Below are 16,966 nucleotides of genomic sequence, written 5' to 3' on the forward strand. Positions count from 1 at the left end.
GGCTTTTTCATTATTCTGCAGCATTGATTTCTTCAATCAGCTTATCAAGAACTTTGCCATCTACTGTGGATACTTCGCTGCGGTAGAAGTCGCGGACAGGTTCAGCCTTTTCTTTAAAAGCTTCCCGCTGTTCGTCGGAAAGTTCTACAATCTCTGTCGGGTTTTCCGTATCGTTCTTAATGGTTTCTAAGTATTCTTCGTTCTGCTTCTTCTGTTCTTCAAATACCCAATCCTGCATCTCTGTTACTGTTTCATCCACCATCGTTTTCATTTCTTCGTCAAGGCCGGCATACCAGTCTGTGTTCACAGTAGTCATCGCTACGTAGTTGTTGTGATTCGACATCGTCATATAGTCCTGTACTTCGTTGAAGGAGGCATCCCCAATGAAGAAGATCGGGTTTTCCTGTCCTTCCACTGTGCCACGGTCAAGGGCTGTGTAAAGCTCAGACCAACTCATTGGTGTCGGATCAGCGCCATACGCCTCATAAGACTTCAGGATCAATGGAGACGTTTGTGTACGCATCTTGAAGTTTTCGAAATCCGCAGGTTCGGAAATCTCCTTGCTTGCTGTCCACTGCATCGCACCTTCAGACCAGAAGGAAAGCGGAGAAATGCTGTGTTCTTCGTAAAGCTCGCGCAGATCTGTATTCAAGGCTTCACTGTCGTTGAGGATGTTCTGTGTCTTTTCTACACTTTCAGGAAAAAGGAATTGGAGCGCAAAGATCTGTCCTTCTTTCACCATGTTCCCTGTGAACCCTGGAGACATGACAGCCATTTCCACGGTACCGCTCTGCAGCTGCTCAACCTGGTTTGTTTCACTACCGAGTCCTCCGAATTCATACACGTCGATATTAACAGCACCGTCGGATTTTTCATTCATGCGCTTGGCGAACTCCTGGGCGTATTCATACTGAACCTGACCTTCCACTTCCTCTGTTACGAATTTCCAATTGTAGGTCTGTCCATCTCCCCCATTGTCACCGCTGCTTTCTTCACCGCCTCCACAGGCAGCCAGCACCAAGCTGATCAATCCTAAAATTAGAACTGCTAATCCATTCTTTTTTCGAATGATAATGACCTCCCTTTGTATTTAAACTCTCCTCTCCCTAAAGAAGGAAGAGTGACAGTTCGTCAAAAAATATAAGTAAACCTGAGATAGCAAACAAAATAAGAATATACGGCGGTGTCCCCTTGATCACCTCCAGGTACGGTTTATTGAAGACCGCACTGGCCGTGAAGATATCCACTCCAAACGGCGGCGTAGCTGATCCCAGAGCCGCCTGGAATGTGATGACCACTCCGAGGTGGACCGGATCTATACCGGCACTCATCGCAGCCGGGTAGAAAATCGGCGTCAGAATGAGAATGACGACGATCGGGTCGACAAACATACAACCGATAAAGAAGAAGAGCGTGACCATCAATAGGACATAGATCGCACTAGGATCGGTTCCAAGAACGGTTTCCGTAATCATCTGCGGGATCCGGGCAAAGGAAATGACCCATGTAAAAGCCTGTCCACCCGCTACAAGAACAAAAACGGCTGAAGTAACAAGACCCGTGGACCTGGCGATTTTCGGAAGCTCTTTGATATGTACGGAACGATAAATGAACACCTCGAGAATAAAGGCGTACAGCACCGAAACCCCCGCTGCTTCTGTAGGACTGAAGAGCCCTGTATAAATACCGCCGATGACGACAATTGGAAATCCGAGCGGCAGAATCGCTTTTCTTGTCATCGTCCACCTTTCGCTCCAGCTCGCCTTTCCTGCCAGCGGAATATCGGCCATTTTAGCGTAGATGATGCTGTAGACCGCAAAGCTGATGAATACGATGATCCCGGGAATGATCCCAGCGATGAACAAGTCACCGACAGAAGTGCCGGAAACGAGACCGTATATGATCATTCCAATACTTGGCGGCACAAGGAGTGCGACATCACTGGAATTGATAATTAAGGCGATGGCTGATGGATCTTTATAACCGATTTTCAGAAGCCGCTCTCTCATCGGCTTACCGATGGCGACTACTGTAGCCTGTGTGGACCCTGATATCGCGCCAAAAAGCGTACAGGCCGCCGCTGTTGTTACAGCGTATCCTCCACGGATATGGCCGATGAATGAGCCAATGAAATCCAGAAGGCGGTTCGATGTCTTTCCTGTTGTCATAATATCAGCGGCAAAAATGAATAAGGGAACAGCTAGTAATACGTATGGTTCGATTCCTGTAGAGAATTGCTGCATGAGGATCATGGGGTCCAATGTTGGGAAATAAATAAACATGATGACTAATGGGGCTGCCATCAGCGGAATCATCATGGGAAAGTTTAAGAATAAAAGCACCACCATGATAATGAGCATAGTCGCGATCATATCGTTATCCTTTCTTGTATCCGATTTTTATAAATGCGTTCCTTCCAGATCATTTGTATCTTCGTCGTTGTAGTCCTTGACATCGGTTCCCAAGTACACTTCATCCCGGTTCGTAATGTTGATCCACATGTTTCTAAGGAACTGGATGCCTCCCAGCAAAAACCCGATTGGAATGAAGATGTAGAGGTAATAGGCCGGCATTTCCAGTGCTGACGTCACTCTTCCTGACTCATACACATCCTGTACATAAAGGCTCGAATAATAAGCTAGGACAAACAGCACGGCTGCTGTGCCGAAGGGAATTAGAATAGAAAGGAATTTCCTCACCTTAAAAGGGGCCAGATCATAAAAGGCGGACATGCTGATATGCCGTCCTTTACGCGCGGCATAACTGATCCCCATAAAGGTGGCTACGACAATGGCAATTTGACTGACTTCATCAGCGAAGGGCGGCGAATAGCTGAAAAGAGCCCGGCTCAAAGCCTTGCCTACAACCATTAAAGCAATAATAATGACTGCGTAGCTTAATATGAATTCTTCAATTTTTAATATGATTTTGTCTACTGCCTTAAAAACCTTCAAGTATGTAATCCTCCTAAATAGATCGAATGTAGTAGTTTTCAGGCCAATTACTAAACATCATACCGGAACCATAAAATTCACTCAAATCAGTATGAACAGAATATTTTGTACTGATTAACCAAATCAAGCCCTCAGATGGAAATGCATGGGTGAAGGTCCTTTATGATGCGGATAGCTCGTTCTAGATAGAGAATCCTCCTCTTTACCGCTTACATTTACAATATATAACATTTATTTTTAATTTTTGTGAAAATGATAAACGATGGAGTCACTGATTTTGTTATACCCGATTTTTCTATAAATGGAGTTTGAGGTAGGATTGGCGAGATCTGTGTATAACGAGCAGAAGCTGTATCCCTTCTGAAGAAGATCTTTCGTTAAGTGCCAGACCGCCTGGGTGGCGTAACCCCTTTTTTTAAAGGAGTCCGGTGTAAAAACAGCGTTGATGGTTGCCCCGTTTTTCGTTGTTCTGGCCCGGCCTGCCATCGAAACCGGTGTTCCGTCCACCAGCCATAGGAATAAGCGCTGGTCACGGATGAGGCTGTCGGTCAGCTCCGCCGCTCTTTCCACGACAAGGGGTTCGTTCGTTTCTTTTCCAAACTGGGTCATCCATTCTTTTACTATGGAGTGGTGGGACATGTCTGCGGCCTGGAGTTTACCGCTGCTTTGAGGAATGTCATTCAATTCATCAAGACGATGGACGCCCTGCTGTACATGGACCTGAGGTGTGACAGCAGTCAGCTGCGTCCATTCTTCTACGAATACGGCGGTCGATTTTTCATCTCCGATGACACCCGGCACTTCGTATTCATGGTTATAGAAATAACGGGCTGCTGCTTTAATGTAAGGAGTGGCATCTCCTCGTACGCTCGGCAGAATCCACAAATGAGGGGGTGTGCGTAAAGCCATGTATTCCGTCTTGTCCCCTTCCGTAATACGGAGGGTATAACAGGATCCTTCTTCCCTGCCAAGCACGAAACGCTCCAGAACACCTAAAGGCAGGTTATTTTCAGCTTCTTTTTCCAAGAGGAGTGGTTCCACCTTGGACAAGAACTCTTTAGGACTTTCGTCATTATGAATGATCATCAATTATTACCCCTTCCCCTTTAACTCTAAACTATTTTTTGTTAAAATTCTGAATATAGTATCGTTTTTCCATTATACGTTGTCAATAAATGGAGAACAAGATGAAAAGGAGTGATCCTGTGACTGAACAGGAAATTCGTGACCAAATCGCCTTCTTAAAATCAGACTATGTACGAATCCAAGGCGATCTTGATAAACTGGAAGCCGCCGGTGGGAATATCCAAAATGCTGAACAGCAGCTCGCCCGGATGGAAGAAGAGTTGAAGGTATTAAATAAGAAGCTTGCAGAAGTATAATAAGAAGGAGAAGCCGATGTCGGCTTCTCCTTGTTTTGTATAGAATCCCAGTGCAGCCTCTTGTCTTCAGAAATTCTGACCATTCCCTTTACCGGAGGAACGTCCAAGTCTCCCAGAAAAACCTCCATGGGGGTTCTTGGACGTCTGTTTTTCCGCAGGAATGTTCTTTCATAATCGAAAATACGAACCTTCACTTAAGCAACCATGAAGGTTTTCGTATCCTGGCAGGGTCTCCATTACCTGTGCATGAACGGTTTTTGGACCATTTTAATAACTGTTAAGATCGTTTCCTGCTTACAACCGAACCATGCCGCCGGCGAGGAGCGTTCGGTGGTGACGCCTGCGGGAACAGCACGAGCCGAAGATCCACTTGGTCAAGTGGCTTCCTTGACCAAGTTAGCTGAGGCCGTGCCCGCGGCAAGCATCCACCGATAAGCGGAACGCTGCCTTCTACACGACCTTACAACCACTTTTTCCAAAGTCAAAGGAGAAGCCGGTTCCGGCTTCTCCTTTGACTTTGCTGCTTTATGATTTTTTCTCTTCCTGGTTCTTCCTCTGACCTTCGAGCTTTTCCTGAATTTTTTCGAATTCCTTGCTCGGAGGCATTAAGGAAACGATCACATCCCCATTTTCAGGACGGAACTCCACCCCAGGTGTGAAGAATTCAACTTTACCGGATGTCCGTTTGGCGAATAGCAGCATCGCATGTTCATCCATATTTTTTCGATAATCTTCAAAAGAATATTGAGCCGTCAGGGTTGTTTTTCTGAACACATACCCATTTTCAACCCGGGCGTTCAGTTCTTCCCACGAAGCTCCTTCCTCAAACAGGACACGGCCTCCAATTGTATGAACAAGATCTTCCAAATTATCCCCTTCCTTATTGGAGAGACTCAATTGGAAAGAGTTGTTCCTGCCGAATTCCGGCACGAATGTCGTACAGACCAGTGCGTTGTAGGAATCCAGTTCTGTTGCCGCCACGAGGTATTCATAAGGCGTCATGTCGAGATAATATTCCGTCTGTTCAGAAAGGATCTCCCCGTGATAAGAGGCAATCCCCCTGGAACGCGCCCGTGACAGTCGCTGCCAGGAAGAGTCCGTAAGAAGCACTGGAATTTTCAGTTCCTCCAGCGTTTTTGCCAGGCCTGTTGTGAACGCACTTCCACCTGCAATCAACACCCCCGGCGGTCCTTCCATAGACAAGCCGAGTTTTTTAGCGAGCCAGCCGATGGAAAATCCATGAGCCACAACTGTCGTAAAGACAAGGGCGAAGGTAAGGGAGATCAGTATGGATGCATCTTCATATCCACCTTCAAGCAGGATACTCGCAAAGTAACTGGCAACCGTAAGGGCTACAATACCCCTTGGAGCAATCCAGCCCACGAGCAGTTTTTCTGATTTTGATAAATCCGTTCCGATTGTCGACAGGAAGATCGACAACGGCCGAACGATGAATAACATCAGAAGAACAAAACCGATAATCCGGATATTAAAGATCTCCACCAGTGTATCCACCGTTAAGGAAGCTGTCAGCATAATAAAGATTGTTGAAATTAACAGCAGGGAGATATTCTCCTTAAAGTGCCTCATGTCCGCAATGGATGAAATGTGCATATTAGCAAGAGTCATCCCCATCGCAGTAACAGAGAGAAGACCTGTCTCATGCATGACTTCATCTGCTCCTGTAAAGCAGGCAATGACAACCGCGAATACGACAGGCGACTTTAAAAACTCCGGCACGTAGCCGGTTTCGAACATCCATCCTACGCCTTTTCCGCACAGCCAGCCAAGAAAGACTGCGAAAGCTGAAGCTAAAAAGAACATAAGCAGGGCCGATGGGTCATTGACAGTTAGAAACACAATGATTTCAAACGCGAAAACCGCAAGAAGCGCTCCGATCGGATCGACGATAATCCCTTCCCATTTAAGAATCTTAGCGGGTCTGGGTTTCAGTTTCGCCTGCCTGAGAAGCGGGAGGATCACGGTCGGTCCGGTTACAATAAACAAACCGCCGATCGTAAAGGCCACCGCCCAGGACAGCCCGGCAACATAATGGGCAGCAAAGGACCCGAGAATCCAGCTGAAGAATGCGCCGAACGTAACAATCCGGAACACCGGTCTCCCCAGTCCACGAACTTCCTTAAAGTCAAGATTCAAACTGCCTTCAAACAAAATCACCGCAACAGCCAGGGAGATTATCGGTTTGTAAAGATCTCCAAAATCCTGTTCCGGGTTCATTAAATTAAATACAGGTCCAGCCAGCAGTCCGGCGATGGACATGACTACGATAGCCGGCAGGCGGAAGCGCCATGCCACCCATTGAGAGCCGACGCCGAGAAAGCCAACCAGGGTCAATTGCAGTAACAGCGAATCGATCATGTAGTAGTCTCCTTATCTTCTATGTTTATCAACAGCCGTGATTGATGTATAGCCATATTCTATAACCCGGTTTTCCTTCTGTAAACTAACTTATCTTATCAGTTTTATGAAAATATCATGACATTCTCTTCCTGGTAATCTTAACCGTTTAAATTTTCAGACAAAAGGGTTGACATGGTATTCCCTCCCTGATAACATTACTCCGGTGCTAATTGAAATTTCTTAAAATTTTTGATGGATCCCACGCCTATCGTCACTTCCAGACAAGCTGTGTTCATGTCTGGATAGGAGCGATTTTTTTTACGCAGAATATATAGACACCCATGAGGAGGAAGCTGCTTTATGAGAGCCAGAGATACGCTGTTTATCGGATTTACACTATTTGCCTTATTTTTCGGCGCCGGCAATTTAATCTACCCTGTTACGTTAGGAATTGAATCAGGAACGTCTTATACACCTGCTATTCTAGGGTTCGTCATAACGGGAGTCGGTATTCCCATCATCACAGTGGCTGCCATCTCTCTTGTTCAAAACGGCGCGGTCCAGCTGGCCGGACGCGTGCACCCTCTGTTCGGAATTCTTTTTACTTCCATGGTGTATTTAGTGATCGGGCCTTTCTTCGCCATACCAAGAGCAGCCAACGTCGCATTTGAAACAGGTGTAGCGCCTTTTGTAAACGGAGAATCCCTGACGCTCTTTATCTTTACCATCGTCTTTTTCCTGCTCGTGTATTTATTGAGCCGCAATCCTTCCAAATTAGTGGATCGAATCGGTCAATTTTTGACACCTGCCCTGTTTCTGGCCATCGTCGCCCTTGTGATCGGCAGCTTCTTCGCCCTTGACGGTCCCATACAGCCGGCAGGCGAAAAGTATGCGTCCCAGCCATTCTTTACCGGCTTTGTCGAAGGATACCTGACCATGGATGCCATCGCTTCCCTCGCTTTTGGAATACTTGTCGTATCATCATTTAGGGAACGCGGTGTTACAGAGCCCAGGCAGGTGACGCTCTCCACATTAAAAGCCGGGCTTGTCACAGCTGCCGGTCTGACATCCGTTTATGTGGCTATCGGCTGGATCGGAGCTAAAATGGCCGTAGAAGGTACGTATGATAACGGAAGTGCGATCCTATCCGGGGCCGCCCAGATCATGTTTGGAGATACGGGTACTGTTCTTCTTGGTGTTATTGTCGGTTTGGCCTGTCTAACCACCTGTGTTGGACTGACCGTCGCCTGTGGACAGTTTTTCTCGAAGCGTGTCCGGAAGCTGTCGTATCATTCCGTCATTGTACTCGTGACCATCGTGAGTCTCGCTATTTCCAACATCGGATTAAACCAGATCATTTCCTATTCTGTACCCGTCTTAGTGTTCGTCTACCCTATTACGATCGTCCTTGTCGGTCTGACGTTCATGAGCCGGCTGTTCAACCACTCTTCCTATGTGTACCGTGGAGCAATCATTCTGACAGCTTTCATCGGGCTTTATGATGGACTGGCAGCATTCGGGGCCGATGTCTCCGCTGTTACCCCGTTTATCAGCCGCCTTCCCTTTTATGAGCTGAACCTGAGCTGGGTGTTCCCGGCCATTATCGGCGGTCTTGCCGGCTGGCTGTATCAAACCTTCAAAGGTCAGACGAGAACAACAGAGAGTTACCAGAAATCTTAGGTATTAGAAAATCCCTCTTTTATGAAAGAGGGATTTTTTATTACTGATCAATGAGCGTGACGCTGACTTTCACGTCCAGGTTCTGGCCGCCCCCACGATAAACTCCCTGCAGCGGGCTGACATCTGCATAGTCCCTTCCCGTACCGATACGGATATGCTGCTCAAGAGCTTCTACATTGTTGGTCGGGTCAAGACCGACCCAGCCAATACCCGGAATCATGACTTCCACCCAGGCGTGTGTAGCGGCATCTCCGACTAAGGCAGAGTCTTCCCCTACATATAAATACCCACTTACGTAACGGGCCGGAATCCCCTGGGAACGGAGGACGCCAATCATAATATGGGCATAATCCTGACAGACACCTGCACGAAACGGCCAGGACTCATACGCTTTCGTACTCACCTGGGTCGTACTTGTATCATAACGGAACGACTCGTGAATGTACTCCATCAATCGCAGGGAATACCGGACAGGGTCCTGCATGGGTCCCAGAATCTCCTTGAATTCTTCAATCTGTTCTTTATATAAAAAGGTATAGGGTGTTTCATTTATATAAGCCAGGTAATGATGCCGGAACAATTCTGAATGGAAAATCGACTGCATCTCATCCGAGCATTCGATCATACGGATGAATGGACTTTTTTGGATACTGACGGTGGAAATCGTTTTGAGAGTAAGGTGTTCATGTTTTTCCGGAATAAAAAATGTTTCCACATGGTTTCCCCACAAATCGATATGTTCCTTTGTCATGGAGGACGGCGTAATCTCCGTCCGGTAGGCAAGCAGACGCTGACATTCATCGGTTCTCGGTTTAAGCCGGATATGATTCATGCTCTGGTCCACGAAATTATCATAATAGAAGGTATTGGTATGTTCGATTTGAAACTTCACTGGGTATTCCTCCTGATTGTTCTCTATTTCACCCGAACAGGTTCGATTAAGTAGTAGGTTTCCGAAAACATCCGGCTTAATGTCATACAGCGGTCCTGGAAGTGGTCAAGGAACTGCATCAGTTCTTCCATGCCCATATCTTCAATCGATGATTCTTCGATTTCATTTTGAATCACTTCCAGCATTTGAAACAGGTTTTCCGAGTAGTGTGAGACTTTCCCATCCTCCAAATTGGTTACAGCCTCAAGGACATGATCCATACAGTACTGAATCGAGCGCGGGAAATTCCGTTCCTTAATGAGGAAGCTCAACACATTCTTCGGTTCCATCGTCGGTGGATGTTCTTTAATATAGGCATCATACCCATTCAGAAAATGGAGAGCCGTCAGCCAGTGGTAATAATGATGAGTCCCCCCGCCGGTTTCCTTACGGTTTTTCTCACAGGTAACATTCAGGATGCGTGCCATTTTTTCAGCCCGCTCCAGCCATTTTCCGATTTTGATGAACGAATAAGGCGTACCACGGCTCATGCTTGATTCAATGACTCCCTGGGAGGTCATGGATGTCTGGATCACCCGGTTTAAATACTGCTGGGTATGATCCCTGGTGTTCGGAAGCTCCTGCCAGTCTTTTTGATCGAGGTGGAACTGATTCAGCACTTCCCATAATTCTTCGGGAAGGATGTCCCTTGTCGCCCTTGCGTTTTCCCGGGCGTAATTCATCGTGTTCATCAGGGAATTGACGTTGAGCGGACTGATCGTCAAATACTGGATCATCGTTTCCCGATCCATCCGTTCATAAAAGCTGTAGTAATCCGCTGTAGAAGCACAGACTTCCAGAATTTCCTCCCATTCCTTGTCCAGTGCATCTTTGCTGGAAGCCTCCAGCATATGAATCAGCTGTACTTTCAATACCCGGGCATTGTTCTCAGCCCTCTCGATATTTCTGGACATCCAATACAGAGAATCCGCTACCCGGCTAAGCATGTTGATCACCACTTTCTGAAAGAATCCATGTATCCTTGCCGCCCCCGCCCTGGGAAGAGTTCACGACGAGCGATCCTTCCTTCAAGGCTACCCTGGAAAGTCCGCCTGGAAGGACGTTCATCTGCTCACCGCTCATGATAAAGACTCGGAGGTCCACATGACAGGGATAGAAGCGTCCCTCCTGATACGCAGGAGCTCTGGATAATTTAATGGTCGGCTGGGCAATATACTGGCTCGGCTTCTCCACTATCTTTTTCTTGAAGATTTCCTGTTCGCTTTCATCGGACTGTGGACCGATAAGCATATCGTATCCACCGGAAGCACCGACATTTTTAACCACCAGCTGGTCGATATTCTCCAGTACATAATCCAGACGCTCCGGGTCACTGAGGAAGTATGTTTCCACATTGGGAATGATCGGATCCTCATCGAGATAGAAGCGGATCATGTCCGGAACATACACATACATGGCCTTATCATCAGCCACGCCGTTGCCAATCCCGTTCAAAATCGACACATTCCCTTTCTTATACGCTCTCAATAATCCGCTCACACCGAGCATGGAGTCGGGACGAAAGGCTTCAGGATCGAGGAAATCGTCATCAATCCGGCGGTAGATGATATCCACTCTCTGCAGACCGCGGGTCGTTTTCATATAAACCATATCATCCTTCACCACCAGGTCACGGCCTTCCACAAGCTCGATGCCCATCTGCTGAGCAAGGAAGACATGATCATAATACGCAGAATTATAGATGCCCGGAGTCAGCAGAACAGCTGTCGGTTTCTTTCCGGGCTCCGCATTCAACGGCACCTGTGTGATTAAGGACTGGTGAAGTTCAGATAATTGGTGTTCCAGTGTCTCAATGGAATGCTGGTTGAACAATTCCGGATAGACCTGCCTCATAACATACCGGTTTTGAAACACATAGGACATGCCTGATGGATTGCGCAGGTTATCCTCCAGCACCCGGTACTCTCCGTGCTCATCCCGGATCAGGTCCACCCCGGCAAGGAAAATATGATTATTCAGCGGCACGCGCACCCCGCCGATCTGCTTATCATAATAGTACGGGTTGTTTTCAATCAGATCCCTCGGAATCACACCGGCTTCCACAATACGCTGTTCATGATAAATGTCATCGAGAAAGTGGTTGAGCGCCGTCATCCGCTGTTTCATACCCTTCTCGATCTTTTCCCAATCTCCGCGCGGGATAATGATCGGCACAAAGTCAAAGGGCATCGTTCGTTCTGTCCCTCCGGTATGACTGTAAACCGTAAAGGTGATCCCCTGCCTGAGAAAATTCAACTGAGCGGTTTCATGTTTATTCATCAGCTCTCGTTCATTAAATTGATGGACCAATTGATAAAACCATTGGTAATGATTTTTAGGCTGTCCATCTTCCTTCATCATTTCATCAAAGTAGACACCCGTTTTATAATTGGTTAACACGACCTCTCCTCCGTTTCCTATGTAATAACTATCCTTTACCCTAAGTTAACAAAGATTAGGCCGAAATTGTAAGAAAATTAGTACATTTAACAAAAAGCCCCAGAATTCCTCAAATTTCGAGGTTTCCTGGGGACACACCCTTATTTCATTGTAACGACGATTTTACCTTTGGCATGGTGGCTTTCACTGATTTCATGAGCCTCCCGAAGTCCTTCCTGAGAGAACGGCAGTTCATGGCCGATCACAGACTTCAATGTACCTTCCTCCATCATCTTACCCAGCTTGGAGAGCTGTTCTCCACTGGGTTCCAGCCAGACAAAACCAGTCTTGATGTTTTTCTCGACCGCTTTCGTTTCATCTGGTGGCTGGACGACTGACGGAAGCTTTCCTCCTTCTTTCAGAACCTGAAAGCTTTTTTCCTGAATGTCTCCGCCAAGCGTGTCGACAACGATGTCAAAATCCTGAAGGACTTCAGAGAAATCCTCCTCTTTATAATCAATGAAGCGGTCCACTCCCAGCTTCTCTACCCATTCCCGGTTTTTGCCGCTTGCGGTGGCCGCAACGTATGCTCCGAGATGTTTGGCAATTTGGACAGCGTAATGGCCCACTCCGCCTGATCCCGCATGGATAAGCACACGATCCCCTTCTTTAATATCGGAAAAATCAACAAGGCACTGCCATGCTGTAAGGCCGGCCAGAGGAACAGCCGCCGCTTCCTCGAAGGTCACTCCTTCAGGCAGCGGTGCCAGCAGGTGTTCATCCACCGCTGTATACTGGGCATATGTTCCGAACCGTGTCGTATCCGGTCTTGCGAATACCCGGTCCCCCGGTGAAAAATCCTTCACATCTTCTCCTACTTCGGTAATGACCCCTGCGGCATCCCATCCAAGAATAATCGGGAATTCGAAAGGAACTGCATCTTTCAAGTACCCTTCACGCAATTTCCAATCAATCGGGTTAATGGAGGTCGCACGGACTTCCACAACCACCTGCTTGTTCTCAGGTACGGGGTTTGGAACTTCTTTCTCAACGAGCTGTTCCCGACCTCCGTACTGTTCAATTATGACAGCTTTCATGATGAAACCGACTCCTTTTTTGAAGATTGATCCTGGTTAGTTTTCCCCTATATTTTCACGTGAAACATGGTAAGATGTGAAGAGAACGATTACATTAAAGGATGATTCACATGATGGAACAGGCCGAAAAAATTTTAATGCAGTATTACGGATATTCTTCCTTCCGGCCGGGACAGGAGGAAGCGATTGAACAGGTGATGAACGGGCAGAACACTCTCGCCGTCATGCCGACCGGGGGCGGAAAGTCGCTGTGCTATCAGATCCCTGGCCTTGCACTTGAAGGAACGGCTGTCGTCATATCGCCATTGATTTCGTTAATGAAAGATCAGGTCGATGCCCTGCTTTCCTACGGGGTGGCTGCCACCTACATAAACAGCTCCCTTACTGCAGAAGAGCAGCGGACAAGACTGAGAGATATGGAAAAAGGACGCTACTCCTTCATTTACGTCGCACCGGAACGATTTGAAACTCCTTCCTTTCTCTCCGCTGTAAGCCGGATCCCTCTTTCTCTTATCGCTTTCGATGAGGCCCATTGTATATCCCAGTGGGGACACGATTTCCGACCGAGCTACCGTTCCATCGTCCCGACGCTTAATAAAATTCCGAACCTCCCTGTACTCATGGCTTTGACAGCGACAGCCACCCAGGAGGTCGTGGCCGACATCAAACAGCTGATCCATGTCGAAAACGGCCATGTGATTAACACAGGGTTCATAAGGGAAAACCTGTCTTTTCGTATCGTTAAAGGAAGAGATAAACGGGAGTTTATTACAGAATACATGAGCCAGATTCCCAATGAGTCCGGTATCATCTATACCGCCACCCGGAAAGAAGCCGACCAGCTGCACTATGTTCTCGAGAAAAAGGGCTACGCAGCAGGCAGGTATCATGCCGGTATGACTGAGCATCAGCGGAAACAGGCACAGATGGATTTTGTACAGGACGAGACGAAAGTGATGGTGGCGACTAATGCGTTCGGGATGGGCATCGATAAATCCAACGTCCGCTATGTCATCCATTACGCCATGCCGATGAATATAGAATCCTATTACCAGGAAGCAGGACGTGCAGGAAGGGATGGCGAACCCGGAGACTGTATCCTTCTTTTTGCGAGCAAAGACATTAATCTGCAGAAGTTCCTGATCGACCAGTCGCCTTCTGAAGAAAAAAAGAAAGAAGAGTATGCCAAACTGCAGGCGATGACGAATTACTGCCACACCCATACGTGCCTGCAGAAGTATATCTTGGAGTACTTCAACGACCCTGTCCCCTATGAACGCTGCGGAAAGTGCTCCAACTGTACACATAATGGGGAAGTGGAAGACCGCACGAAAGAAGCCCAGATGGTGCTGTCCTGTGTAAAACGTATGGGAGGCGGATTCGGGGCAGGTCTGACAGCCAAAGTGCTGAAGGGCTCCCGCGACCAAAAGGTGAAGCAGTTCGGTTTTCACAAGCTTTCCACCTACGGGATCATGCCGAAAATTACCGAGAAGGAATTGACCCAGTTTATTCACTTCCTGACGGCTGAAGGCTATTTAACGGCCGGATCAGGGAAATACCCTTCCCTCCAGCTCACCTCAGAAGCAGCAGCTGTACTCAAAGGGGAAAAACCTGTAGAAATGCTCGTGGAAACCGCAGCCGTCCAACAGTCGTCTGAATATCATGTGCAGTATTTTGAAGAACTGCGTCACTTAAGGAAACAGCTGGCTGATGAAGCCGGGCTCCCGCCTTACGTCATTTTTTCTGATGCCACCTTGAAAGAATTTTCCAATCACCTGCCGCGGACAAAAGAAGAAATGCTTCAGATGAAAGGGGTGGGAGAGCGGAAGTACGAGCAGTACGGCGAAACATTCCTGGAAGTGATCCGGCCGTGGTCCGAACAAGCCGAATCAGCCCCTATTGAGTCACGCCGGCCGGAACCGAGAGATCCATTTGATGACAGGCCCAGCCACATCGTAACGTTTGAATTGTGGAAAAGCGGCAGCCACTCTATCCGGGACATTTCAGATCAGCGCGGCATGAGTCCGCAGACGATTGAAAACCACCTGTTCCGCTGTGTGCAGGAAGGGGAAGATATTTCGTGGGACTACTGGTTTGATGAAGAACAAGAGGAGCAGGTCCTCCAACAATACCACAAGCTCGAGGAGAAAAAGCTGAAGCCGTTGAAAGAAGAGCTTCCGGACACGTTTACGTATTCCATGATAAAAGCTGTATTAATCAAACACCGTTACCTGAACAGATAAAAGGAGGAATGGGATGATTACCCTGGATGATGTGAGAAAATGGGATAAAAATGATGAACTGAACGAGTATAAATCGGAATTCTTCCTCAAAGAAGACAGCATTTACATGGACGGCAACTCTCTTGGACTGTTATCCAGGCGTTCCGAATCCGCTTTGCAGCAATCTCTTAATGACTGGAAAGAGCACGGCATCGAAGGGTGGACACAAGCTGATGAACCGTGGTACTTCATGTCTGAAAAGCTCGGACGGATGACAGCTCCTCTCCTGGGGGCTTCTCCGGAACAGGTCATTAACACAGGGTCCATTACGACAAACCTCCATCAGCTGCTTGCGACCTTTTACAATCCGGAAAAAGGGCGGACAAAAATTATCGGGGACGAACTAAACTTCCCCTCCGATATATACGCTGTCAAGAGTCAGATGGCGCTCCACCACCTTGACCCTGAAGAGCATTTCATACAAATCGCCAGCGCTGATGGGTATACACTGAAAGAAGAGGACATTATCGCCCAGATGAAGGATGACGTAGCTCTTCTTCTGCTCCCTTCCGTTTTGTACAGAAGCGGGCAGCTTCTTGATATGAAAGCCCTCACCCACGAGGCGCACAAGCATGGAATTCTTGTATTGTTTGATCTTGCTCATTCCATCGGCGCTGTTCCCCATCAGCTGGATGAATGGGAGGTGGATTTCGCTGTCTGGTGTACGTATAAATACTTGAACAGCGGTCCCGGTGGTACAGGTGGATTATACGTGAACCGCCGGCATCTCGGGACTCATCCCGGACTTGCCGGCTGGTTCAGTTCTGATAAAGAAAAGCAGTTTGATATGGATCACGAGCTGACCCCCTCTTCCAGTGCAGGTGCTTTCCAGATTGGAACTCCGCATATTTTAAGCTCAGCTCCGCTTCTTGGATCTCTGGAAATGTTTTTGGAAGCAGGTATCGAGGGAATCAGAAAAAAGTCACTGGCCCTCACCCAGTTGTTTATGGATTTAGTTCATCAGGAACTGAAAGGCTTCGGGTTCACCCTGCGTAACCCTGTAGAAAAGGAGCGCCGGGGCGGTCACGTCTGCCTCGTTCATGAAGAAGCAGCCAGTCTTTGTAAAGCATTGAAAAGCGAAGGGGTCATTCCCGATTATCGATCCCCGAATGTCATCCGGCTCGCCCCGGTAGCTTTTTACACCTCCTATGAGGATGTTTTTAATGTTGTCAGGATTTTAAAAGAAATCATGCAGAAAGAAAAGCATAAGTCATTTAAAAATGAACGGGATATTATTGCTTAGGAGGATACCGATGAAGTGGATGGATATCAGTATGAAACTGGATGCAGAAACCCCGCCATGGCCGGGGGATGAACCTTTTACGTACGAAGTCACTTATGCAATGGAAGACACCGGATCTGTCAACGTAGGTCAGTTTAAAGGCAGTTGTCACATCGGAACACATGTCGATGCCCCTTTCCATTATGATTCCTCAGGAGCCCGGATAGCAGACCTGCCTGTCGAACGTTTCTCAGGAAAAGCGGTGGTCGTTCATTTGGACCGACCGGAAGTTATTCATAAAGAACAAGTGATGGATATCGATTTGACAGAAGTGGATAAAATCCTCTTTCGTACAAACAGCTGGCCTGACCGTTCCGCTTTCCCTGCTTCCTATTCAGTGATCGGAAGTGACCTGGCTGCTTACCTGGCCGAACAAGGCATTGACCTGATCGGCGTCGATACCCCTTCTGTTGATCCGGAAACGAGCAAGGACCTCCCTGCCCATCACAGTCTGTGCGCCCATGATCTGCTCATTCTTGAAGGTCTCGTCCTGGAAAACATCCAGCCGGGCATCTATGAGCTTATGGCCTTCCCGTTGAAAATGACTCAAGCAGACGGCAGTCCGGTACGCGCTGTGCTGAGAAACCTGTAATTTTGCAGTAAAAAAAGGTGGACGTC

General features: G+C 47.7%; 14 protein-coding genes. 5 read left to right on the forward strand and 9 right to left on the reverse strand.

Annotated features, from left to right (window positions below; all coding sequences use genetic code 11):
* Positions 1-10: 10 nt before the first annotated feature.
* The 4 genes from H615_RS0100535 to H615_RS0100550 form a co-directional block, all read right to left on the reverse strand.
* Positions 11-1,030: a DctP family TRAP transporter solute-binding subunit gene (locus H615_RS0100535; protein WP_242520416.1), complete on the reverse strand. Its 1,020-nt coding sequence runs from the start codon at positions 1,028-1,030 to the stop codon at positions 11-13.
* Between the two features lie 76 nt (positions 1,031-1,106).
* The gene (locus tag H615_RS0100540) at positions 1,107-2,372 is read right to left on the reverse strand and encodes a TRAP transporter large permease (protein WP_027953334.1); all 1,266 of its coding nucleotides are present in this window, start codon (positions 2,370-2,372) and stop codon (positions 1,107-1,109) included.
* Between the two features lie 27 nt (positions 2,373-2,399).
* Positions 2,400-2,954, reverse strand: a complete 555-nt coding sequence (locus H615_RS0100545; RefSeq protein ID WP_027953335.1) for a TRAP transporter small permease — start codon at positions 2,952-2,954, stop codon at positions 2,400-2,402.
* A 237-nt stretch (positions 2,955-3,191) separates the two neighbouring features.
* Positions 3,192-4,040 carry a GNAT family N-acetyltransferase gene (locus H615_RS0100550; RefSeq protein WP_027953336.1) on the reverse strand — a complete coding sequence of 283 codons (849 nt, stop codon included), beginning with the start codon at positions 4,038-4,040 and terminating at the stop codon, positions 3,192-3,194.
* Positions 4,041-4,159: 119 nt separating this feature from the next.
* Here H615_RS0100550 and H615_RS22490 point away from each other — a divergent pair, with 119 nt between their 5' ends.
* On the forward strand, positions 4,160-4,336 hold the full coding sequence (locus tag H615_RS22490; RefSeq protein ID WP_169516173.1) for an SE1832 family protein: 177 nt from the start codon (positions 4,160-4,162) through the stop codon (positions 4,334-4,336).
* A 525-nt stretch (positions 4,337-4,861) separates the two neighbouring features.
* Here H615_RS22490 and H615_RS0100560 read toward each other — a convergent pair.
* Complete coding sequence (locus H615_RS0100560; RefSeq protein WP_027953337.1) at positions 4,862-6,715, reverse strand: cation:proton antiporter; 1,854 nt, start codon at positions 6,713-6,715, stop codon at positions 4,862-4,864.
* 342 nt (positions 6,716-7,057) lie between these two features.
* On the opposite strand from H615_RS0100560, the gene brnQ reads away from it, so the two are divergent.
* The gene (brnQ, locus tag H615_RS0100565; RefSeq protein WP_027953338.1) at positions 7,058-8,377 is read left to right on the forward strand and encodes a branched-chain amino acid transport system II carrier protein; all 1,320 of its coding nucleotides are present in this window, start codon (positions 7,058-7,060) and stop codon (positions 8,375-8,377) included.
* A gap of 40 nt (positions 8,378-8,417) precedes the next feature.
* Here brnQ and H615_RS0100570 read toward each other — a convergent pair whose 3' ends face one another.
* From H615_RS0100570 to H615_RS0100585, 4 genes are all read right to left on the reverse strand, one after another.
* Positions 8,418-9,269, reverse strand: coding sequence for a transglutaminase family protein (locus tag H615_RS0100570; protein WP_027953339.1), 852 nt, complete (start codon positions 9,267-9,269; stop codon positions 8,418-8,420).
* A 23-nt stretch (positions 9,270-9,292) separates the two neighbouring features.
* Positions 9,293-10,255: an alpha-E domain-containing protein gene (locus H615_RS0100575; RefSeq protein WP_027953340.1), complete on the reverse strand. Its 963-nt coding sequence runs from the start codon at positions 10,253-10,255 to the stop codon at positions 9,293-9,295.
* Positions 10,248-11,708, reverse strand: coding sequence for a circularly permuted type 2 ATP-grasp protein (locus H615_RS0100580; protein ID WP_027953341.1), 1,461 nt, complete (start codon positions 11,706-11,708; stop codon positions 10,248-10,250). The genes H615_RS0100575 and H615_RS0100580 overlap by 8 nt, the downstream gene beginning before the upstream one ends.
* 140 nt (positions 11,709-11,848) lie before the next feature.
* Positions 11,849-12,784: an NADP-dependent oxidoreductase gene (locus tag H615_RS0100585; RefSeq protein WP_027953342.1), complete on the reverse strand. Its 936-nt coding sequence runs from the start codon at positions 12,782-12,784 to the stop codon at positions 11,849-11,851.
* Between the two features lie 110 nt (positions 12,785-12,894).
* Here H615_RS0100585 and recQ point away from each other — a divergent pair, with 110 nt between their 5' ends.
* The 3 genes from recQ to kynB are packed head-to-tail and all read left to right on the forward strand — an operon-like array spanning position 12,895 to position 16,940.
* On the forward strand, positions 12,895-15,027 hold the full coding sequence (recQ, locus tag H615_RS0100590; RefSeq protein ID WP_027953343.1) for a DNA helicase RecQ: 2,133 nt from the start codon (positions 12,895-12,897) through the stop codon (positions 15,025-15,027).
* Between the two features lie 13 nt (positions 15,028-15,040).
* Positions 15,041-16,309 (forward strand): kynureninase, encoded by a 1,269-nt coding sequence (gene kynU, locus H615_RS0100595; protein WP_027953344.1) that lies wholly within the window; start codon positions 15,041-15,043, stop codon positions 16,307-16,309.
* A 10-nt stretch (positions 16,310-16,319) separates the two neighbouring features.
* Entirely contained in the window at positions 16,320-16,940 is a 621-nt protein-coding gene (kynB, locus tag H615_RS0100600; protein WP_027953345.1) for an arylformamidase, read from the forward strand.
* The last annotated feature ends 26 nt before the right edge of the window (positions 16,941-16,966 follow it).

It is taken from the genome of Halobacillus kuroshimensis DSM 18393 (assembly GCF_000425705.1).
GTDB classification, from domain to species: Bacteria; Bacillota; Bacilli; order Bacillales; family Halobacillaceae; genus Halobacillus; species Halobacillus kuroshimensis.